This is a genomic window from Maribacter flavus, from assembly GCF_008386635.1.
Taxonomy (GTDB): Bacteria; Bacteroidota; Bacteroidia; order Flavobacteriales; family Flavobacteriaceae; genus Maribacter; species Maribacter flavus.
In genome coordinates, this window is sequence record NZ_VUOE01000001.1 from 88,371 (window position 1) to 109,786 (window position 21,416).

At 43.6% G+C, this 21,416-nt stretch carries 23 protein-coding genes; 13 read left to right on the forward strand and 10 right to left on the reverse strand.

The genetic code is table 11. The features are described from left to right. Positions 1-134 precede the first annotated feature (134 nt). From F0361_RS00430 to mazG, 5 genes are read right to left on the reverse strand one after another with little or no spacing between them, the layout of a single operon-like run. Positions 135-1,799 carry an ArnT family glycosyltransferase gene (locus F0361_RS00430; RefSeq protein WP_154916732.1) on the reverse strand — a complete coding sequence of 555 codons (1,665 nt, stop codon included), beginning with the start codon at positions 1,797-1,799 and terminating at the stop codon, positions 135-137. After that, a complete protein-coding gene (locus F0361_RS00435; RefSeq protein WP_138257605.1) occupies positions 1,796-2,365 on the reverse strand; it encodes a phosphatase PAP2 family protein in 570 nt (189 codons plus the stop codon). The genes F0361_RS00430 and F0361_RS00435 overlap by 4 nt, the downstream gene beginning before the upstream one ends. 2 nt (positions 2,366-2,367) lie before the next feature. Next, complete coding sequence (locus F0361_RS00440; protein WP_154916734.1) at positions 2,368-2,595, reverse strand: hypothetical protein; 228 nt, start codon at positions 2,593-2,595, stop codon at positions 2,368-2,370. 43 nt (positions 2,596-2,638) lie between these two features. Next, the gene (locus F0361_RS00445; RefSeq protein ID WP_154916736.1) at positions 2,639-4,009 is read right to left on the reverse strand and encodes an MATE family efflux transporter; all 1,371 of its coding nucleotides are present in this window, start codon (positions 4,007-4,009) and stop codon (positions 2,639-2,641) included. A 57-nt stretch (positions 4,010-4,066) separates the two neighbouring features. Further along, the gene (gene mazG / locus F0361_RS00450; protein ID WP_154916738.1) at positions 4,067-4,843 is read right to left on the reverse strand and encodes a nucleoside triphosphate pyrophosphohydrolase; all 777 of its coding nucleotides are present in this window, start codon (positions 4,841-4,843) and stop codon (positions 4,067-4,069) included. 116 nt (positions 4,844-4,959) lie between these two features. Between mazG and F0361_RS00455 the strand changes: the two genes are divergently transcribed. From F0361_RS00455 to F0361_RS00490, 8 genes are read left to right on the forward strand one after another with little or no spacing between them, the layout of a single operon-like run. Continuing rightward, complete coding sequence (locus tag F0361_RS00455) at positions 4,960-5,790, forward strand: sugar phosphate isomerase/epimerase family protein (protein ID WP_154916740.1); 831 nt, start codon at positions 4,960-4,962, stop codon at positions 5,788-5,790. Continuing rightward, complete coding sequence (locus F0361_RS00460) at positions 5,791-7,443, forward strand: N-acyl-D-amino-acid deacylase family protein (protein ID WP_154916742.1); 1,653 nt, start codon at positions 5,791-5,793, stop codon at positions 7,441-7,443. 35 nt (positions 7,444-7,478) lie between these two features. Beyond that, entirely contained in the window at positions 7,479-8,363 is an 885-nt protein-coding gene (locus F0361_RS00465) for an SMP-30/gluconolactonase/LRE family protein (RefSeq protein ID WP_154916744.1), read from the forward strand. An 11-nt stretch (positions 8,364-8,374) separates the two neighbouring features. Beyond that, entirely contained in the window at positions 8,375-8,833 is a 459-nt protein-coding gene (locus tag F0361_RS00470) for a DUF1569 domain-containing protein (RefSeq protein WP_154916747.1), read from the forward strand. Positions 8,834-8,881: 48 nt separating this feature from the next. Further along, positions 8,882-9,604 (forward strand): MIP/aquaporin family protein, encoded by a 723-nt coding sequence (locus F0361_RS00475; protein WP_154916748.1) that lies wholly within the window; start codon positions 8,882-8,884, stop codon positions 9,602-9,604. 10 nt (positions 9,605-9,614) lie between these two features. Next, on the forward strand, positions 9,615-10,496 hold the full coding sequence (locus F0361_RS00480) for an alpha/beta hydrolase (protein WP_154916750.1): 882 nt from the start codon (positions 9,615-9,617) through the stop codon (positions 10,494-10,496). Between the two features lie 29 nt (positions 10,497-10,525). Further along, positions 10,526-11,206: a GDSL-type esterase/lipase family protein gene (locus tag F0361_RS00485; RefSeq protein ID WP_246160779.1), complete on the forward strand. Its 681-nt coding sequence runs from the start codon at positions 10,526-10,528 to the stop codon at positions 11,204-11,206. A 9-nt stretch (positions 11,207-11,215) separates the two neighbouring features. Further along, positions 11,216-12,832, forward strand: a complete 1,617-nt coding sequence (locus F0361_RS00490; protein ID WP_154916752.1) for a beta-N-acetylhexosaminidase — start codon at positions 11,216-11,218, stop codon at positions 12,830-12,832. A 479-nt stretch (positions 12,833-13,311) separates the two neighbouring features. Here the strand turns inward: F0361_RS00490 and F0361_RS00495 are convergent, their stop codons facing one another. From F0361_RS00495 to ruvX, 4 genes are all read right to left on the reverse strand, one after another. After that, positions 13,312-13,557 (reverse strand): hypothetical protein, encoded by a 246-nt coding sequence (locus F0361_RS00495; protein WP_154916754.1) that lies wholly within the window; start codon positions 13,555-13,557, stop codon positions 13,312-13,314. A 262-nt stretch (positions 13,558-13,819) separates the two neighbouring features. Then, entirely contained in the window at positions 13,820-14,251 is a 432-nt protein-coding gene (locus F0361_RS00500; protein WP_154916756.1) for a DUF5606 family protein, read from the reverse strand. 64 nt (positions 14,252-14,315) lie between these two features. Then, positions 14,316-14,906, reverse strand: a complete 591-nt coding sequence (def, locus tag F0361_RS00505; protein WP_154916758.1) for a peptide deformylase — start codon at positions 14,904-14,906, stop codon at positions 14,316-14,318. Beyond that, the gene (ruvX, locus tag F0361_RS00510; RefSeq protein ID WP_154916760.1) at positions 14,907-15,317 is read right to left on the reverse strand and encodes a Holliday junction resolvase RuvX; all 411 of its coding nucleotides are present in this window, start codon (positions 15,315-15,317) and stop codon (positions 14,907-14,909) included. 100 nt (positions 15,318-15,417) lie between these two features. On the opposite strand from ruvX, the gene F0361_RS00515 reads away from it, so the two are divergent. Further along, positions 15,418-16,233, forward strand: coding sequence for a 2,3,4,5-tetrahydropyridine-2,6-dicarboxylate N-succinyltransferase (locus F0361_RS00515; protein ID WP_138257591.1), 816 nt, complete (start codon positions 15,418-15,420; stop codon positions 16,231-16,233). A 282-nt stretch (positions 16,234-16,515) separates the two neighbouring features. After that, on the forward strand, positions 16,516-17,310 hold the full coding sequence (locus F0361_RS00520) for a glycosyltransferase family 2 protein (protein WP_154916762.1): 795 nt from the start codon (positions 16,516-16,518) through the stop codon (positions 17,308-17,310). On the opposite strand, the gene F0361_RS00525 is transcribed toward F0361_RS00520, so the two are convergent. After that, a complete protein-coding gene (locus F0361_RS00525) occupies positions 17,292-18,122 on the reverse strand; it encodes a glycosyltransferase family 2 protein (RefSeq protein WP_154916764.1) in 831 nt (276 codons plus the stop codon). The genes F0361_RS00520 and F0361_RS00525 overlap by 19 nt on opposite strands. A 57-nt stretch (positions 18,123-18,179) precedes the next feature. On the opposite strand from F0361_RS00525, the gene F0361_RS00530 reads away from it, so the two are divergent. The 3 genes from F0361_RS00530 to F0361_RS00540 are packed head-to-tail and all read left to right on the forward strand — an operon-like array spanning position 18,180 to position 21,261. Continuing rightward, positions 18,180-19,262 (forward strand): glycosyltransferase family protein, encoded by a 1,083-nt coding sequence (locus F0361_RS00530; RefSeq protein ID WP_154916766.1) that lies wholly within the window; start codon positions 18,180-18,182, stop codon positions 19,260-19,262. A gap of 3 nt (positions 19,263-19,265) precedes the next feature. After that, a complete protein-coding gene (locus F0361_RS00535) occupies positions 19,266-19,829 on the forward strand; it encodes an L-threonylcarbamoyladenylate synthase (RefSeq protein ID WP_154916768.1) in 564 nt (187 codons plus the stop codon). A 16-nt stretch (positions 19,830-19,845) separates the two neighbouring features. Next, positions 19,846-21,261 carry a CCA tRNA nucleotidyltransferase gene (locus F0361_RS00540; protein WP_154916771.1) on the forward strand — a complete coding sequence of 472 codons (1,416 nt, stop codon included), beginning with the start codon at positions 19,846-19,848 and terminating at the stop codon, positions 21,259-21,261. Positions 21,262-21,416 lie beyond the last annotated feature (155 nt).

The following is a 21,416-nucleotide window of genomic DNA, read 5'->3' on the forward strand; positions in this document are numbered from 1 at the left end:
TTACATTTCGATGATAGAAATGTGAATTTTGCTAGTGCGACAAAAAATTCTAGCTGGAAGTCTCGAGTTGATTGTTTTCAGCGTTGAAGCGGAATTTCTTAAAACAAAAAGAAAAACTTTAATTAACAATACTCCTATTTATGCTTCAAATGCACCAAATGCATCTTACGCACCACTTGGTCCCTCGTGGAGGGATTTAAGAACTTGCCCTGCAATCGGGTGATTCTAAATTGATCCACCGTCAATTGCTTGTCCCAGTCCAGCGGGGATTGTCGTATGGTCTCCAATTCGGCATCGTTTACATAGACCCAAACATCCTTTTTGTTTTTTAGTTCATCCAAGGAACTGATCTGTACGGGAAACTTGTTGTAAAAATCCAAGGCCCAAGTATGGTCATCTCCAATTTTATAAATTTTATCTACGGATATAGTATGTTCCGAAATCAATTCAGACATATTAGATCCACCCTGATAGTTGAGTAGGTTCGGGTAGAAATGAAGGTTCAAAACCGCATTTAACAAAACGGAGGCGCAAACCGAAACGGTAATGAGTTTTGCAAAATAGGTCTCCCTTTTAAGTGCAAAATAAACAATGACCAATCCGGCTACACTCAGTAGTATCGGAATTAACAGACCATCGAACTTAAATACAAAAAAACAGATCAAGGCACTCGCCACGAATACCACCGATAAGATAAAATATTGGCCTCCCAATAAAAATTTGGTCATCCTATTTTTGTCGGACCGATGCACATCGTACGCAAAAGAAGCCGTAAGAACCGAAAACAAGGGGATGGTAACATTCAGGTAATGTGGCAATTTGAATTGGGCAAAACTGATCAGTACAAAGACCAAGGTAATCCCGCCCAAGGTCAAAAATTCATGGCCGGGCTTGTAGGCAAACCGTACTTTTAAAAAGGCCTTTGCCTTACTCCAATAAGCTGCCAACGCCATAAGGGTCCAAGGTAGGAAGACCCATAAAAAGGTATGGAAGAAGAAAAAGTAATCACTGCTGTTCTTCCCGATGCCTTCCCCACTCATGCGCTCAAAACTCTGTTCCCAGAAAATAAAAAAGATGCCACTTCGGTTTCCCCTACCCCGAATCACTTTTTCCGGATGTAGGTCAAATTGCAGGTAATATGCATATAACATGGGCGCAATGGTCAATCCAAAAATTACCAGGGCCAAAAGTACCTTCCAACTTAGAAATCGGTGCCACTTTCGGGTATAGGCCAAATGGCATAAAATCGGCAATCCTATGACCACCAAGGCAATCTGACCCTTGGTGGAAAAGGCCATCCCGGCGCCAAAACCTCCCAAGAGAATTGCCATAAGATTTCCTTTTTCAATGTAGGTCGTTAGTTGCCAAATGGCGAAAATGGTAAAGCCGGTCAAAACAGCATCGGTACGTACGTCTATCGCTCCCAATACTATGGTCTGGGCGCTCATGAATACGAGCGCCGCCAATTTCCCCGTATCCACGTTGTACAAAAGCTTTCCAAGTCCGTAGCAACTATAGGCACCCAAGAGTGTTGCCAAAATACCGGGAATCCTGTAGGCCCAATCGTGGATTCCAAAAATTTTATAGGAGAGTGCCGCCAGCCAATAGTGCATATGCGGCTTGTCCAAATACTCGTTAGGGCCCTTGAACAGATTGATAAAATCGTTCTCGTTCACCATGCGCATGGCCATCACGGCGAACTGAGCGGAATCGTTTTCAAAGAGGGTCACGATACTACCGGCGATATACACCAAAACAATAAGAACTACTAAAAACCAATACCTTAGGTTGGATATCATAGGGAGTATTTCCGATGTGCAAATATATATAACTTCGCAAACAACCACCCCAAGAAACTCCCCATCAGGGCTCCAGTCAAGACATCCAATGGATAATGTACCCCGATGTACACCCGACTATAGGCCACCACCATAGCCCAAAAAACAAGACCGAGACCGATATACCGTAAACCCGATTTCAAAAGCATCCCAAAAAACAGGGCAACGGCAAAGGCGTTGGAGGCATGGGCCGAGAAGTATCCATACTTCCCACCGCAATAGCTCTTTACCAGGCGCATTAGGGAAGAAATTTCAGGGTCATGACAGGGCCGTAACCTACCCACGCCATATTTAAAAAAATTGCTCAACTGATCGGATACCGTTATCAACAACGCAACCGTCACCATCAAAACCAGGGTCCCTTTCAACCCAAATTTCCGATAGGAAAGAATCAGCAGGAAAAGGTACAGGGGAAGGGCACTTAATTTATGCGAAATGAATTGCCAAAAGGTATCCCATGCAGGGGTTCCCAAACCATTCAAATAGATAAATATATCCTTGTCTAACTGCAGTAGTTGGTCGAGCATCCTTATTCCCCGTATCTCGAAACTTCCCTGTCGTAAAAGGCCGTGGCCGCCTCTATCAGGTTTTCGGCTTCGGATTCCAGTTCCTTTTCGTCCTCCTTTGAAAATTCTTCCAGCCATTCCACCTCATCGTCCTCCAAGTTAATGATAAACCTGGGATAATCGGTGTGGATAACATAGATGGCGTTTGGATAATCCGTATTGTCGCCTAATATAAACTTGGGTAATTCCATTCGTTTGATTTTACTAAATTGGGATAAAGGTACGTCCAAAAAATTAGCTAGTCCGAATCAATTTTTGGGTCAAATAGTTAAACCGAATATACAACATAATCGCGGACGCCGTGAGGCCCGTAAGGAGTCCCACCCAAATCCCCACACTCTCCAAAGAGGTATGTAAACCCAGATAATAGGAAATGGGAAACCCAATCAACCAATAGGCCACAAAAGTAATAAAGGTGGGGATTTTTACATCCTGCAAGCCCCGCAAGGCACCCAAAACCACCACCTGAATCCCATCCGAAATCTGAAAGAAAGCGGCTACCAATAAGAGTTGGGAAGCCAAGATGATTACCTCTGTATTGTCCGTAAAATTCATCCTATCGTCCACGTCCAAATACAGGGTGGGAAACCAATCCCTGCCCAGAAGGAAAAGTAGGGCAAATACAATTTCCAACAACAAAGTGAGGAAAAATATGGATTGTGCAATCCGTCTGAGTTCCCTAAAATCCTTTAGTCCTTTTTGGTTCCCCACCCGGATCATGGCCGCGACCCCCAGTCCCATGCCAAACATAAAGGTCATGCTGCTCAAGTTCAAGGCAATCTGGTTGGCGGCCTGCGGATTTTTTCCCAAAACACCGCTCAACCAAATGGCAGCGGTAAAAATGGCCACCTCGAAAAACATCTGTAAGGCGGATGGAAACCCTAAGGAAATTATTTTTCGTAGTACCCGTTTTTCAATGTTCCTTAGGTTGAAACCGGTTACGTAATCGTGGAATTTTTTCTTGTTCTTGAGGAGCATCCACAAATAAAATACCATAACGACCCTTGATATCAAGGTACCCCACGCAGCGCCCACAATACCCAATTTTGGAAATCCAAAGGTTCCGAATATCAAAAGGTAGTTCAAGGTAATGTTCACCACATTGGCCAAAATGGTAGCGTACATGGGATATCTGGTTTGGGACAAGCCCTCGGAGAATTGCTTAAAGGCCTGAAAAACGATGAGCGGCACCAATGAGAAAGCCACCAAATCCAAATAGGGCATGGCAAGTTCCACCACTTCCTCCGGTTGCTCCATTAGATACATCAATGGCTTGGCCAATAGAATTAGAAGAAATAACGAAAAACCCAAAATAGTACAGAGTACCAATCCATGTTTTAGGGCACTTTTGGCATTTTGCTTGTTCCCGGCACCATCGGCTTCCGCGACCAAGGGTGTAATGGCCGTGGAAAACCCGATGCCCAGTGACATGGCAATGAACACAAAACTATTCCCCAACGAAACGGCAGCCAGTTCTGCCGTACCCAATTGGCCTAACATGATATTGTCCGCAAACTGCACAAAGGTATGGCCCAGCATCCCCAAGATGACGGGTACGGAAAGTTTTATGTTGTATGCGAATTCTTTGGTGTAGTTCGAAAACACGGTTGGAAATTTAGAACGACAAAGATACTTTTATAAACCGATTTTAAAGGCAGGGATTCAGTCCATTTCCTTGGCCTTGTTCCAATAGATATCCATCTCGGCCAAACTCATATCCTTTAAGGCCTTTCCCTGCTTTTGGGCCTCGATTTCCAAAAACTGAAACCGCTTTGAGAATTTTTTATTGGTCCGCTCCAAGGCGTTTTCAGGGTTGATTCCCAGGAATCGGGCGTAGTTGATTATGGAGAAAAGTACATCACCAAACTCAGATTCTATCCTGTCCTTATCTCCAGTAGAAACCTCTTCTTGCAACTCCCCCAATTCTTCCTGTAGTTTTTCAAAGACCTGCTCCGGTTGTTCCCAGTCAAAACCTACACCGGCCACCTTGTCTTGAATTCGATTCGCCTTTACCATGGCGGGCAGACTTTTTGGCACTCCTTGTAAAACGCTTTTCTTTCCTTCCTTGAGCTTTATTTTTTCCCAATTCTGTTTTACCTCTTCTTCATTTTCCACTTTTACATCGCCATAAATGTGTGGATGCCTATTGATCAACTTCTCACAAATACCATTAGCTACATCGGCAATATCGAAACTTCCACTTTCTGAACCAATCTTGGCGTAAAAAACGATATGAAGCAGCAAATCGCCCAATTCTCCCTGTACCTCCTTTAAATCATTGTCCAAAATGGCATCTCCCAACTCATAGGTTTCCTCAATGGTCAAGTGCCTAAGGCTTTCCATGGTCTGTTTTCGGTCCCAAGGACACTCCTCCCGGAGCTCGTCCATTATGGTAAGCAAACGATCAAATGCCTTTAGTTTCTCCTCCCTGGTATTCATTTCAAAAGTTTTTGCAAAAGTACAAATCTAAGGGTACAGGCCATGTTGTATATTTTAGTAACTTGGGAAATTGTGATGCTTTCCATAAAACGCATCGGCACAAACTTTAAGAACACATGCATAGAAGAAATTTTTTAGTCCGTTCCTCGCTTTTTTCGGTAGGGTCGGTTCTTTTGCCCGCGGTATCTTTCGCCTTGGAAACCGATCTGAAATTCGGGGTGCAACTGTACAGTTTTAGGAACCAGATGGCCAAAGACCCGTTGGGCACCTTGGAGCAGATTGCCAACATCGGCATCAAAGAAATAGAATCCGCCAGGAGCACTAAAGGGCATTATTACGGGCTCACGCCCAAGAGTATGAAACAGGCCTGCGAAGATCTGGGCATGAAATTGGTCAGCGGACACGTACATCTGGACAAGCACTTCGAAAAAACAATGGAAGAGGCCGCTGCCTCCGGTCAGGACTACCTGATATGCTCCTCCATGCCGTCGGACGGCCAAACGGTGGAGAATTATGAAAAGGTGGCGGAGGAATTCAACAAGGCCGGCGAAGCCTGTCAAAAATTGGGCATCAAGTTCGGCTACCACAACCACGAATACGAATTTGAATCGGATCAAGGGCAAGTGCTTTACGACGTACTTATGGACCAAACCGACCCAAATTTGGTGCATATGGAACTCGATTTGGGCTGGGTGATCGTCGCAGGGAAGGATCCCCTAGACTATTTCAAAAAATATCCGGGCAGGTTCCCACTTTGGCATCTAAAGGACATGGATATGGACAAAAAGGAAAGTACGGAATTTGGCAAAGGGGGATTGGACATCCAAGCCATGATGAATCATCGGGAAGCTTCAGGAGTCAAACATATTCTGATCGAACAGGAGGAATACGCCAGTACGCCTTTGGAAAGTATGCAACACAATATGGATTTTCTTAACAACCTCTAGATGTCAAAACAATACCTTCTCTGTCTAACGCTGCTATGGGCGTTATTCACGGCCTGCGAAAATCCCGAAAAAACAACTTATGATGTCGTTATACGTAACGGGCAGATCTTGGATGGCTCCGGCAAGGCATCCTTTACCGGGGACATCGCCATCAATGCCGATACCATTGCGGCCATAGGCTCCCTTGAAAATACAGTGGGCAAAGCGGAAATAGACGCTACCGGACTTTCGGTCGCGCCGGGTTTCATCAACGTGTTGAGCTGGGCCAATGTGGCCCTGTTGGAAGACGGACGTTCACAAGGGGATATCCGGCAAGGGGTTACCCTTGAGGTATTGGGCGAGGGATCATCCATGGGGCCTTTGAGCGAAGAGATGAAGCAGGAGATGAAGAATGGGCAGGGCGATATCAAATACGATATCCCATGGACCTCTTTGGGAGAATACCTTAATTATTTGGAAAAGAAGGGCATATCTACCAATGTCGCTTCCTTTGTTGGGAATGCAACGTTGCGGGAATACGCCATCGGCATAGAAAAAAGACCTCCTTCGCCCGAAGAAATGGAAACCATGAAAAACCTGTTGCGGCAAGGTATGGAAGAGGGCGCCGTTGGACTTTCCACTTCCTTGATTTATGTGCCCAGTGGCCATGCCGATACCAATGAAATCATAGAACTGGCGAAGGTAGTTGCCGAGTATGACGGCATGTATATTTCCCACATTCGGGACGAGGAAGGCGGGCTTTTGGAGGCAGTGGACGAACTGATTACCATTTCCAGGGAAGCGAAACTCCCAGCCGAAATTTATCACTTTAAGGCATCGGGGAACGCGAATTGGCATTTGTTGGACAGTGCGATTACCATGGTAAACGCCGCCCGTACCGAAGGTCTGGCCATCACGACGGATATGTACATGTACAATGCCAGTTCTACGGGATTGAACGTGGTACTTCCGGCATGGGCCAAGGAAGGCGGACATAAATCGACGATTACGCTGATGGAAAATCCGGCCACCCGAAAAAAGATGATGGACGAAATCGACTTCCACGTACCACCCGAGAATATTCTGTTGGTCGGTTTTAGAAATAAAGAACTGAGGCATTTGATCGGGAAGACCTTGGCGGAAGTTGCCGAAGAACGTCAGAAATCGGCCAACGAAACCTTGGTAGACCTCATCTACGAGGACGACAGCAGGATCCAGGTCGTCTATTTTTCCATGTCCGAAGAAAACGTAAAAAAGAAATTGAAACTGCCGTACATGAGTATATGTTCCGATGCGGGTTCTTATACCAATGAAGGGGTCTTCTTGGAACAAAGTACCCATCCCCGCGCCTATGGCTCCTTTGCCCGATTATTGGGCCATTTTGTGCGCGATGAAAAAGTGATTTCCCTGGAAGAGGCCATCTATAAATTGACAACCTTGCCGGCTACCAATTTAAAATTGAAAAAAAGAGGGGCTTTAAAAGTCGGGTATTTTGCCGATGTGGTCGTCTTCGACCCAAAAACCATCAAGGCAAACGCCACGTTTGAGGAACCCCACCAATATGCCACGGGCGTGCAGCATGTTTTCGTCAATGGGGGACACGTTTTAAAAGACGGGGAACATACGGGAACTTTTTCAGGCCGATTCGTAAAAGGTCCGGGGGCCACTAAGTAAACTAAAAAACTAACAAAATAATTATTGACTAATCGATGAAAACCATAAATGTACTTTTTGCTTTGCTTCTTTTGAACTCCTGCGCTAACGCCCAAGATATTGTAGAAGCGGGTGCTTCACTTACTTTGGTATCTGAAGAATTCAAATTTACCGAAGGTCCGGCGAGGGATTCCGAGGGAAATGTGTATTTCACGGACCAGCCCAATGACCGCATCGTAAAATGGGACGCAGAGAGCAATACCGTCTCAGATTGGATGCACCCCAGTGGTCGTTCGAACGGACTCTATTTTGATCACCAAGGGAACCTGATATCCTGTGCCGATGAAAATAATCAATTATGGAAAATTGATCCGGAAAAGAATGTTACGGTACTCGTAGAAAAATTTGAGGGAAAATTTTTGGGAGGACCCAATGATGTATGGGTAGACCCAAAAGGGGGAATGTATATAACGGACCCTCTGTACAAAAGAGATTGGTGGAAAGATAGGGAACCAGAAGTCGAGAAAAGACGTGTTTACTATTTAGCTCCTGGGAGTACCCAACTGACCATTGTTGAGGAAAACTTGATTATGCCCAATGGAATCATAGGGTCCAAAAATGGCAAAAAATTGTTTATCGCCGATCCGGGCGATAAAAAAACATATGTATATAAAATCAATAAGGATGGAAGCCTTTACGATCGGGAATTATTTTGTGAGATGGGGTCGGACGGTATGACCTTGGACAATAAAGGCAACCTATATCTAACCGGTAATGGGGTAACGGTATTCAACAAAGATGGTAAACAAATAAAACACATTAAGGTCCCTGAAAACTGGACCGCGAATGTCACTTTTGGAGGCCCGGAAAGGGACATACTCTTTATTACGGCCATGGACGCCGTTTATACCTTACAGATGAAAGTAAAAGGCATTAATTAAACACAATCACAATGACCTGGAAAAATTTATTCGACAAGCAGGAATGCGAGGAAACCATTGCGCGCATCAATAACCTGACACCGGAAACCGCTCCCCAATGGGGCAAGATGAACGTTTCCCAAATGTTGGCCCACTGCAACGTGGCCTATGAAACCACCTATACGGACAAACATCCCAAACCCAAAGGACTGCAAAAATTCTTGATCAAGCTGTTGGCAAAAAATACCGTTGTAGGCCCAAAACCGTATAAGAAAAACGGACCCACCTCGCCAGTTTTTAAGATCAGTGATGAACGGGATTTTGAAAAGGAAAAGAACAGTCTCATTGCCAACATGCGAAAGACCCAAGAACTAGGGTCGGCCCACTTTGACGGGAAGGAATCCTATGCTTTTGGAACCTTGACCAAAACGGAATGGAACACCCTATTTTCTAAGCATCTGGAGCATCACTTACAGCAATTTGGGGTTTGAACATGAAATTATAATTCCATCTCTTTAAAAAGTATAAACCAACCAACTATGACAGCGTATATTTTTGAAATCATCGGCACCGGAATGCTTATCCTTATAGGCAACGGGGTCGTGGCAAATCTTGTTTTAAAGGGCACCAAAGGTGCCGATAGCGGATGGGTAGGCATCTCCCTGGCTTGGGGAATTGCCGTCTTCATTGGGGTTTTTATATCTGCTGATGTCAGCGGTGCCCATTTGAATCCCGCCGTGACTATTGGGCTTGCCGCCGCCGGAAAATTTTCCTGGACCTTGGTGCCCGGCTATATCATTGCCCAAATTTTTGGGGCCATGGTCGGCAATTTTTTGGTATGGCTCACCTATAAAAAACAATATGACCTTACCGATGATACCGATGCCGTTTTGGCCACCTTCAGTACGGCTCCGGCAGTACGAAGCTATGGTTGGAACGTGGTTACCGAAGCGATCGGAACCTTCGCCCTGGTTTTTGGGGTATTCTATATCGCTGGTGGGGCCTTGGCCAACGAACCGATTTCCCTAGGGTCACTAGATGCCCTTCCCGTTGCCCTGTTGGTGATGGGCATTGGTTTTGGATTAGGCGGTCCCACCGGCTATGCGATCAATCCCGCTAGGGATTTGGGGCCCCGGATCATGCATGCCCTCCTGCCTTTGAAAAACAAGGGAAAGAGCGATTGGAGCTATGCTTGGGTGCCGGTTGTGGGTCCGGTAATAGGTGCCCTAATGGCAGCAGGTTTATTTTTGTTATTGAATTAATTAGATAGTTATGAAGCATATAATCAACGTTTTAGTCCTTTGCTTTTCAAGCAGCATTTTTGCCCAACAATACATTGAACTGCCCCATGAAACCCCACCAAATGTAAAGTGGGAAGGAGGCGAGAAGGAATACTTTTCCGAAATCTGGCAGACCCAAGTGGTCACCAACGTCTCTACCCCCACTATGGAGGTATTTGCACCCGAAAAGCCCAATGGAACCAGCGTTATTGTAGCTCCCGGGGGAGGCCTATATGCCTTAAGCATAGAAAGTGAAGGCAATCTTGTAGCCCAATGGTTGGCCGAAAGGGGCATTACGGCCTTTGTGTTGAAATACCGTTTGGTTCCCACAGGAGCGGACGGTGTACAGGAAATAACCCAAGAAGGCGCCACCAATCCCATGCAAATTATGCAACGGGTAGCACCGGTGCTTCCTTTTTCGGTTCAGGATGGACTCAACGCCATTGACCATGTACGGTCAAATGCGGAAAAATATGGACTGGACCCAAATAAAATCGGTTTTATGGGCTTTTCCGCCGGGGGTGCCGTCACCCTGGGCGTGGCGTACAACTACAACGAAAAAAACAGGCCCGACTTCCTGGTGCCCGTATATCCTTGGACCACGGCCCAACCCGTTCAGGAAGTGCCACAGGACGCGCCACCCATGCTGGTCATCTGCGCCACGGACGACCCCTTGGGATTGGCCGCCGGGAGCATTGAACTTTATTCCTCATGGCTCAAGGCAAACAAAACCGTAGGGCTGCACATGTATTCCAAAGGCGGACACGGATTTGGCATGAAACAACAAAACCTACCCTCTGATGATTGGATCCAACGGTTTTATGATTGGTGGGAGGTGGAGATAAACTCTGGGGATATTAAGCAAAGTAATTGATAAAGTTGAACCCAAATAATATTCTAATCTTGAAAATTAAAATACCCTTAATAAAAGGTAGTATCCTTCTAATAATTTTCTTTTTAGGCACCACATTTTGGCTATCGGCCCAAGAAAGACCCGCCTTTGCTGAAGAAGTCGAGGCATTGACCCAAAAAAACGATTCCCTTTGGGACCCAAACAAGGAAACCATTGTTTTTACGGGGAGTTCCAGTATACGTAAATGGGACAATTTACAAGCTTCCTTTCCAGAGCATCAGGTACTAAATGCCGGTTTTGGTGGCTCCCAGGCATCGGACTTGCTCTATTATTTGGACACCCTAGTGCTTCGGTACAATCCCACCAAAGTTTTTATTTACGAAGGGGACAATGATATTTCGGCCAAAAAAAGACCACGGAAGATCATCGGCACTACGGAAATGATTATCGGCAAACTCAGAAGACAAAACCCGGACATGAAAATTGTGTTGATATCGGCCAAGCCCAGTATCAGCAGATGGCACTTGCGGAGAAAATACAAACGCCTCAATAGAAAATTCCTAAGATTGACCAAAAAGGACGAATCCCTCCTCTTTGCGGATGTCTGGTATCCAATGCTTAATGGGAAAGAAGTCAAAAAGGATATCTTTGTATCAGATGGCCTTCACATGAACCAAAAAGGATATGACATTTGGTTCCATGCCATGCAACATTTAGTAAACAACCCCTAAACCAAAACAATGATCAAAACTGTTTTCATCAGAAGTCTTTTTTTCCTGTCCCTTGGGTTGGTCATTTTGGCCTGCCAAAGCGAACCTGAAAAACCACGCATCCTAATGCCCGAAACGGATTTGGCCACCGTTAGTCTTATCCCAAAGCCTGTAAAGGTGATTCCAACGAATTCGGCTTTTGCACTGGATCAATTCACCGCCATCTACACTTCCAAAAATGCCACGGGTTTTGACAAGGTTGGCGAATTTTTAGCCGAAAAAATAAAGGCGCACATAGACTTAGACGTACCCGTGAACGGAAAAAAAGCCAACACAGTGGAACGGGTCATTTACATCAACCAGTCGGACAGCCTTGAATTGAACGCTCCCGAAGCCTATCAGCTGTACATCAATCAGGATTCCATCATATTGAACGCCAATACCGCCGAAGGTGCCTTTCGAGGTATCCAGACCTTGCGTCAGTTGGTTCCAAATGTGAGCAATGACACCCTTGCCGCTCAGAAAATTTGGCCCATACCATCGGGGAAAATAACGGACAATCCCAATTTTGGCTATCGGGGTGCCATGTTGGACGTAGCCCGACATTTTTTTAGTGTGGAGGACGTGAAAAAATACATCGACCTATTAGCCTACTACAAGATCAACATGTTGCACCTGCACCTCACGGACGATCAGGGCTGGCGCATCGAGATCAAGTCCTGGCCAAAACTTACCGAGATTGGTGGCAGCACGGAAGTGGGCGGGGGTCCCGGCGGATTTTACACCCAAGAGGATTATAAGGAAATCGTGCGCTATGCCCAAGAACGCTATATGACGATTATTCCTGAAGTGGACATGCCCGGTCATACCAACTCGGCCTCCGTAGCCTATCCCATCTTGAACGGCAATGGAAAAACGCCAAAATTGTACACGGGCATGCAGGTAGGGTTTAGCACCTTTGATACCCGAAAGGATACGGTCTATGCCTTTATTGACGATGTGGTTCGGGAAATCTCCGAAATGACCCCTGGCCCCTATTTCCATATGGGCGGGGATGAAAGCCATGTTACCAAAAAGAACGACTATATCCATTTTGTGAACAAGGTGGAGAAAATTGTGCAAAAACACGGCAAGCTCATGATCGGTTGGGACGAAGTTGCCAATGCGGATATTGACTCCAACGCCATTGCACAATGGTGGGCCAGTGAAGAAAATGCAAAGAAAGCGGTGGCAAAAAACATGAAAGTCATCGTCTCACCTGCGAACAAGGCCTATTTGGATATGAAATACGATACCCTGACCGACCTAGGGCTTCACTGGGCGGCCTACATTCCGGTGGATTCGGCCTACCAATGGTCTCCGGAGGATTACGGAATTCCAAAGGAAAATATTTTAGGAACCGAAGCTCCCCTATGGTCTGAAACCATTACCAATATCAGCGAATTGGAGTATTTGGCGTTTCCACGTATGATTGGATATTCAGAACTTGCGTGGACGGTACCTGAAAACAGGGATTGGGAAAACTACAAAGTCCGATTGGCAGACCAGGCACCATTCTTAGAGCGGAACAATGTGAATTACTACCCTTCCAAACTGATTGATTGGAAGAAAAGCAAATATACGTACGAAACGATAGAAAAGGATTAAGGATTTTTTGATTTAATAGGAAAAAGGGAGTAGGAATCTGAGCGTATGGAAATCCCAACCCTCCCCGTTCCGCTATCGCGTAACTCCCCTCCCTGACCCGGGAGGGGAGCTTTTTTTAGGCAATTGAGATAATCGCACCCAACTCTACAAATGGCGAATTAAAAACCTAAAGATGAATGTGTGGTTCCCTTTCCAGAAGAATACATCGAGAAAGCTCGGGATGGAACCTGTTCCGTGAAGCGGAACGGCCGAGTTTCGAGATGGGTTTTACGAAGTAAAAATTCCTACTGGAAAGTCTTCTTTTTTTTTTGCTTCGTTTTCTTTCAAGAACCAAAGAAAATGAAGGTGGCAACAACTGCCATAAACCCGACCCTCCCCGTTCCGCTATCGCGGAACACCCTTCCCTACCTCGGAAGGGGAGCTTTTTTGGGTTTTAATTGTAGCAGTTAACTTAAATGCATTTTAAGGAGTAAACCGGCCTATTTTGGGATGCATAGTAAATCCGGAAGGCCTTGGAATTGGCCAAAATGAAATCGCCCAAATAGTATTCCGATGTATTCGGAAACGGCCTGGGCGATGCGGGCTAAGGACTTCTTGGATTTCAAGTATCCTAAAATCAGCCTAGCCTTTTTGGATACTTTTTCGGCGATGGAAAAAGTATCGGAAAGAAAACCCCGGCCCTCCCCGTTCCGCTGCTCGGTTTCCCTTTGGGCAATCTTTACCACAACGGATACTTCGCTTTGCTCAATAAGACAAATGGGTGTCCGTTGTCATTCTGATGACGAGCGTAGCGAGGAGGAAGAATCTGTTTACTGCCTCACCATCCCCGTTCCGCTGTCGCGGAACACCCTTCCCTACCCGGGGAGGAGAGCTTTTTTCGCCCCACGACCAAAATTCTATGAAGATTCTAAAGTATTCTTCGATTTCGTATTCCCATAAAAAAAGACCCTGAATGAGGGCCTTTTATAAAATTAGATCTCTAACAATCTACTCTTTTTCCTCTTTTTTCTCAGTGTCCTTAGTTTCTTCCTTAGAGAAATCGGTCAAATCATTTTCTACCAAAAGATTGTACCACTGAATGATTTTCTTGATATCGCTGGTATACACCCTATCCTCATCGTAATTGGGCAATACCTCAAAAAAGTACTCCTCCAATTTTATCTTTTCGTCCTTGTGGCTTACCGATGTTTTTTCACCATTTTCCTTCTCCTGAATCTTTAAGAAAACATCCCGCAATGGTAATTCCTCGTCCAAAGTATAAATGGCTATTTCAGAAAGTACACTGACGTTGCTTCGCAAACCTACACTGATCTTCTTTCCGTCCAATAGAGACTCCGCCACAAAGCCTGTCCGTGTCTGTGTTATCAATTTATACAATCCAGGTTTACCGGCAACCGACAAAATTTTCTCCAAACCCATAGGCACTATTTTTTATTTTTTTTGAGTGGGCAAAGATGCCACTTTTCTTATGAATTAAATCCCTTTACCTTCCTTTTTTTACATTGGGAAAGCGCATCCTGTAATCCACGCTTATTTTCCCTTTGGATATATTGGCCAGCCTTCCCTTTAGCAATCGCTTTTTTAAGGAGGAAAGTTTATCCGTAAACAGAATACCTTCAATGTGGTCATATTCGTGCTGAATGACCCTGGCCAATAGTCCGTCGTAGGTTTCCTGGTATTCCTCGAAATTTTCATCTAAATAGGTAATCCGTATCTGCTCCTTCCTATTGACGTCTTCGCGAACATCTGGAATACTTAGACAGCCTTCGTTAAAAGGCCAATCGGCACCTGTCTCTTCCTCAATTTGGGCGTTTATAAATACCTTTTTGAAACCGTTCAGCTGCTTTTGCTCTTCGGGCGAAAGGTCTTCATCGTCCGAAAAAGGTGTAGTATCCACCACGAACAATCGAATGGGCAATCCTATCTGGGGTGCGGCCAACCCAACGCCACTGGCATTGTACATGGTTTCCCACATATTGGAAATAAGCTCGGATAGTTTTGGGTAGTCCTTATCAATATCTTCCCCTACCTTTCTCAAGACCGGGTCGCCATAGGCTACAATTGGTAATATCATTTAGATTCTCTTTAAATAATCCTGTAAAATGAGCGTCGCACTAATTTCATCGATCAGTTCCTTGTTCCTTCGCTGCTTTTTTTTCAACCCACTATCCAACATACTCTGGAATGCCATTTTAGAGGTAAACCGCTCATCCTGACGTTCGATTTTTATATCGGGAAAGGCTTCGGACAGTTTTGTCAAAAACGGTTTTATAAATACTTCGGATTCCGATGGCTGGTTGTTCATTTGTTTGGGTTCCCCAACGACAAGTACATCGACCGACTCCTCCTTAAAATAGTGGGTCAAAAATGGAATGATTTCATCCGTAGGTATCGTTGTCAGTCCCGATGCAATGATGCGAAACTCGTCCGTTACCGCAATGCCCGTTCTCTTTTGACCATAGTCCAACGCAAGAATTCTTCCCACTTTAAATTTTTGGCAAAAATAAAGGATAATTTGTTATATGAAGATAGACCGATAGGGAATTCCTAGGCTTCCGCTTATATTTGACAAAATTTTAATACAGATGACAGAATTACGGGATACCATAGAAAAAGCATGGGAAAACAGGGACCTTTTAAAAGAAACGGATACCCAAAACGCCATTAGAGAGGTCATTGACCTTATTGATGCGGGAAAATTACGTTGCGCAGAACCTAACGGGGACGATTGGCAAATCAATGAGTGGGTAAAAAAGGCCGTGGTACTTTATTTCCCTATCCAAAAAATGGAGACTTTAGAAGCGGGTATTTTTGAATATCATGATAAAATGCCTTTGAAAAAAGGCTATAAGGAAAAAGGTATCAGGGTTGTGCCCAATGCCGTGGCTAGACATGGTGCCTACATTTCCCCAGGGACTATCCTAATGCCCAGTTATGTAAATATTGGCGCATACGTGGATGAAGGAACCATGGTTGATACCTGGGCGACGGTAGGTAGCTGTGCTCAAATAGGAAAGAACGTTCACCTAAGCGGAGGCGTAGGAATTGGAGGAGTTTTGGAACCCTTGCAGGCATCCCCGGTCATTATAGAGGACAATGCTTTTATTGGATCTCGATGTATCGTAGTTGAAGGCGTTCGAGTAGGTAAAGAAGCCGTTTTGGGTGCTAATGTGGTGCTTACGGCCTCCACAAAGATAATCGATGTTACGGGAGACGAGCCTGTCGAGAACAAAGGATTTGTGCCGCCCCGGTCGGTTGTAATTCCAGGTAGCTATACCAAAAAATTCGCGGCGGGCGAATATCAGGTGCCTTGCGCTTTAATCATTGGCAAACGTAAGGAAAGTACCAACAAAAAAACTTCCTTGAACGAAGCGCTTAGAGAGTATGATGTAGCCGTATAAAGAAATCTGTAAAAAATTTCAAGGGCCGATGTTTTCGATTTTTATACTATTGAAAATATCGGCCTAATATTTTTAAGGGGAATTGAAATTTAAGTGATGTTTTAAGTGAAATCCATTTAAATAAACTTCGAAACGCAACCCTAAACGGGTTTTAACATCTCCTTAAAAACATGGGTCTTTAAAGCAATTTGTAAGAAATCTACCAAGGATTACAATTTTTGCCTTTTTTTTTTGTTATACCTTTGTTAGCCCAATGCTACCGACCCTACTTATTCGAAAAATATGATGAGTAATAGAGAAAAAATTACGGCCCTGATAATCACCTACAATGAGATTGGATACATTGAAAAGTGTTTAGAGTCCGTTTCCTTTGTTGACGAAATCATTGTGGTGGATTCCTTTAGTACGGATGGCACCTATGAATATCTTTTAAAGCATCACAAGGTAAAAGTCATTCAAAATCCATTTGAAAATTTTACCGCCCAAAAGTCCTTCGCGCTCAAGCAGGCGACCCATGATTGGGTGCTATTTTTGGATGCCGATGAAATTGTGCCTACACCCTTGAAAAATGAAATTTTGGAAACGGTTTCCAAACAAACTGAAATCGTGGCGTATTGGTTCTTCAGACAGTTCATGTTCCAAAACGAGAAATTAAGGTTCAGCGGATGGCAAACTGACAAGAATTACCGACTCTTTAGAAAAAGCAAAGCTAAATTTTCGGATAGGAGAATCGTCCATGAGACGTTGGATGTGGAAGGTACTTCTGGTATTCTAAATGAAAAACTTACCCATTATTGCTATAAAAACTACGAGGACTACAAGTCCAAAATGTTAAATTATGGTAGATTAAAGGCAATTGAATGTTTCTACCGCGAACGAAAATTCAATTATGCCGCGATGTACCTAAAAACTGGTTGGAAGTTCTTTAACCATTATGTTCTAAGACTTGGGTTTTTGGACGGCAAAAAAGGTTATGTAATCTGCTATTTGAACGCACTTGGCGTCTTGGAAAGATTCAGGGAACTAAAGCGTCTGGAACAAAAAAACGAGTTGGCCTACTATTTGGTAATGCCGTAAAAGGTCCAAACCCTCTTTTCCTTTTTTGTCTTTTTTCTAATCCCCTGGTTTTTTGCAATGGATTCCGGAGTTTTGTATCCTCTTTTGTGATCTAAATGCACACAAACGGCACTGTATCGCAATTGCTTAGATTTGATCCCGAAATTGAAAAGGCGTTCACCCAGCTCCCTATCCTGACCGCCGTACTGCATTCGCTCATCAAAACCGTTCACGTTCAAAATATCCTGTTTCCACCCCGATGAATTATGGCCGTTCCAACTGGCGTTCGTTGGTGTGACCCAATTCAATACCTTTGAAATAAGGCCGCTGGCCGTTAACTTGTTGTTCTTAAATGTTTTGGGGATGCCCTTTTCCTTGAGCCAATGGATATCAAAACAACGTTGCTGTTCGATATCTTCAAGGCTTATCAATTTGGAAATATTCATCGGCAACATGTAATATCCACCAGAAATAAAATAACCAGGTTCCTTATTGATGTAATGCACATGCACAAAATCCTCCCGGGGAATACAATCGCCATCGGTCATAATAATATAATCCGTCCGGCACGCAACGACCGCTTTGTTTAGGATTCTTGACTTTTGAAACCCATCGTCCTCCTGCCATACATGCACGATTGGGTAAAATACCTCCTTCGACATTTGGTCCAACAACTCCTTGGTCGCGGGTTTGGACCCATCGTCGGCAATTACCACTTCAAAATTCTTGAACGTCTGCTGGTTGAAACCCCAAAGAACCTTCTTGAGCCACTCCTCCGCATTGTAGGTGCTCACAATTACACTTATTTTTAGGTCCTCTGGTGTATTGGTCATAGTTTGGCAAAAATATAAAAGTCTTCCAGTATCTTTGAAAATTAATAGAAGATAAACATGCTCAAAAAGAAAATAGCCCTTATAGAGCTAACCACGTACCATGAAGAATGTTTATACAGTCAAATCCGATTTCTAAAGGACGCCAATTACGATGTTCATTTAATAATACATCCAAAGATCCATAAAAACATAGTTCATTATGGTATAGAAACGAGCAAAACTAGATTTCTAGACCCACGGAGCTCCTCTTTTTTTATAAAAAGAATTTACAATTGGTTTACAACCTACCAATATATTGTTAGAAATGGATTTGATGTGGTAATTTTCAATACGGCCAGTAGTAATAAGGAAACGATTGCACTTACCAGGCTGTTGCCAAAAAGAATCAAATGCTTTGGGAGTATCCATAATTTAAAAAAACTGAACGGCAGTTTTTCACAAAAAATCATTAGTAAACGGATTCAGAACTACTATGTCCTGAACGATTTTTTGGTGGATTCTACAGTACTTAATGATAGGAACATTCGGCTTTTTCCTTACTATCCCATTTATTTCCCGAAGTTCCCAAGTTCGAAAATAATGGATAAAAAGAATGATGTTTGGATTTGTATCCCTGGGGAGGTCAACTATAAAAGAAGAAACTATAAGATAGTACTGGAAGCATTGTCCAGATTGGAATTGGAGAGTACCAACCTAAAGATTATTATTTTGGGAAAAATGAATCCAAAAAATCCGGATGTTGCCCTGTTCTCTTCACAAGTCCAAGAGCTGAATTTAACCCCTTTCCTAATCACTTTCGATCACTTTATAGAAAATGAAATATTTCACGAGTATATAAAAACTTCTGATTTCATTATGGCACCGGTTTCCAATACTGAACAGAATTATTTGAAATACAAGATAACAGGAGCCTATAATTTGGCATTTGCCTATAAAAAACCTTTAATCACACCCCAAGAAATGAGCGTAATGCCCGATTTATACGAAAACTCATATTTCTACGAGGATTCTGAAAGCCTTGCGCAACTCTTCAACAGTATTTCAAACAACAGCTTGGAAACAAAGAAATTATATACCCATAAGAAGTGGAATTACCCATTTCAATTAAAAAAGTATTTGAAATTAATTGAACCGATCTAAAGAATGGATTTCACCAACGAATTAAACAAAGCCCTTAAAGTACTACAAAATGGCGGCCTTGTCCTCTACCCTACCGATACCGTCTGGGGGATTGGTTGCGACGCGACCAATACGGCCGCTGTAGAAAAAGTACTTACATTGAAAGGGTTAGATGACAAAGGCCTCGTATGTCTTGTTGCTAGCGATGCTATGCTGGAACGGCATGTGGAAAAGGTTCCGGATTTGGCATACGACATTATGGACTTGGCCACCAAACCTACCACCCTTGTTTATGATAGACCGAAAGGCTTCGCCTCAAATGTAATTGCCCAGGACAATTCGGTCGCCATTAGGGTCGCTTCCGATAAATTTTGCAAATACCTCATTGGAAAGTTCAAAAAACCCATTGTTTCCACCAGTGCAAATCTTCAAGACCAACCAATTGCTTTAAATTTCAAAGAAATTGACAAGGCCATTTTAACAGGTGTGGACTATGTGGTAAATTTGAAGCCTGAAAATCAGTATGCGGGTCCATCCTCCATAATTAAAATGGGTATCGATGGCCGCGTGAAAGTGATTAGGGAATAATGCCGAAGAATATCCAATGGACTATAAAAAGGCCATAAGCCAACCCATTTTTGAAATTATTGGTCGCACTGCAGACGAACTCAATCTGGATACCTATGTCATTGGCGGATTTGTTAGGGATTACCTCTTAAAGAGAAAAATTCCAAAAGACATCGATGTTGTCGCCGTTGGAAGCGGTATCGAACTGGCTACACAATTGGCATCAAAACTTCCGAAAAAGCCCCAAGTTTCCGTTTTTAAAAATTTTGGTACCGCCATGGTCAAACATGATGAACTGGAGCTTGAATTCGTAGGTGCCAGAAAGGAAAGTTACCATAGGGATAGTAGAAAACCGGTCGTTGAGGACGGTACATTGGAAGAAGATCAAAAGCGAAGGGATTTCACCATCAATGCCTTGGCCATATCATTGAACAAAAAGGATTTTGGCACCCTTTTAGACCCCTTCAATGGATTGGAGGATCTGGAAAACAAACTGATACGGACTCCACTAGATCCAGATATCACCTATTCCGATGATCCCTTGAGAATGATGCGGGCAATCCGATTTGCAACCCAATTGGAATTCAGGATTGAAGCCTCATCCTTGGATGCCATTACACGCAACAAAGAACGCATCAAGATTATTTCCAAAGAACGTATTGTAGAGGAGCTTCACAAAATTATGCTCTGCCCAACCCCGTCCAAAGGATTCTCCTTATTGCATAAAACGGGCCTATTGGACATCATCATGCCAGAATTGACCGCTCTGCAGGGAATAGAGGAAATAGAAGGACAACGGCACAAGGATAATTTTTGGCACACACTGGAAGTAGTGGATAATATTTCCACGGAGACTGATGACCTTTGGCTGCGTTGGGCTGCACTACTCCATGATATTGGGAAGGCACCTACGAAACGTTTCCATAAGAAAATTGGCTGGACCTTCCATGGCCATGAATTTGTAGGCTCCAAAATGGTGTACAAACTTTTTAAACGATTGCGCATGCCACTGAACGACAAAATGAAATTCGTTCAAAAAATGGTCATGATGAGTTCACGCCCCATTATTTTAGCAGAGGAACATGTGACTGATTCCGCGGTACGAAGATTGGTTTTCGACGCCGGTAACAACGTTGAGGATTTGATGACCTTATGCGAAGCGGACATTACAACAAAAAACCCAAAAAAACAGCGGAGGTATAAGAACAATTTTAAACTTGTCCGCCAAAAGATCAAGGAAGTAGAAGAACGGGATAGGATTCGAAACTTTCAACCTCCGGTTTCGGGAGAGGAGATTATGGACACCTTTAACCTAAAACCTTCAAAAGAAATTGGTATAATAAAGGAAGCCATTAAGGAGGCTATCCTGGAGGGTGAAATCCCAAATGAGCATGATGCAGCCAAGAATTTTATGATAAAAAAAGGTATATCACTGGGTTTATGTCCTAAATAGGGAAAAATATTCCCAACTACCAAGGTAGATAATTTTAAAAACTTCAAATCTGTTACCAACAGATAATCTAAGGTTTACCTTTCCTTTTACTGTCTTTACAACATTAAATTTCTAAAGAATTAGGGTCAGATTACTTTTATAAATCAATATAGTGC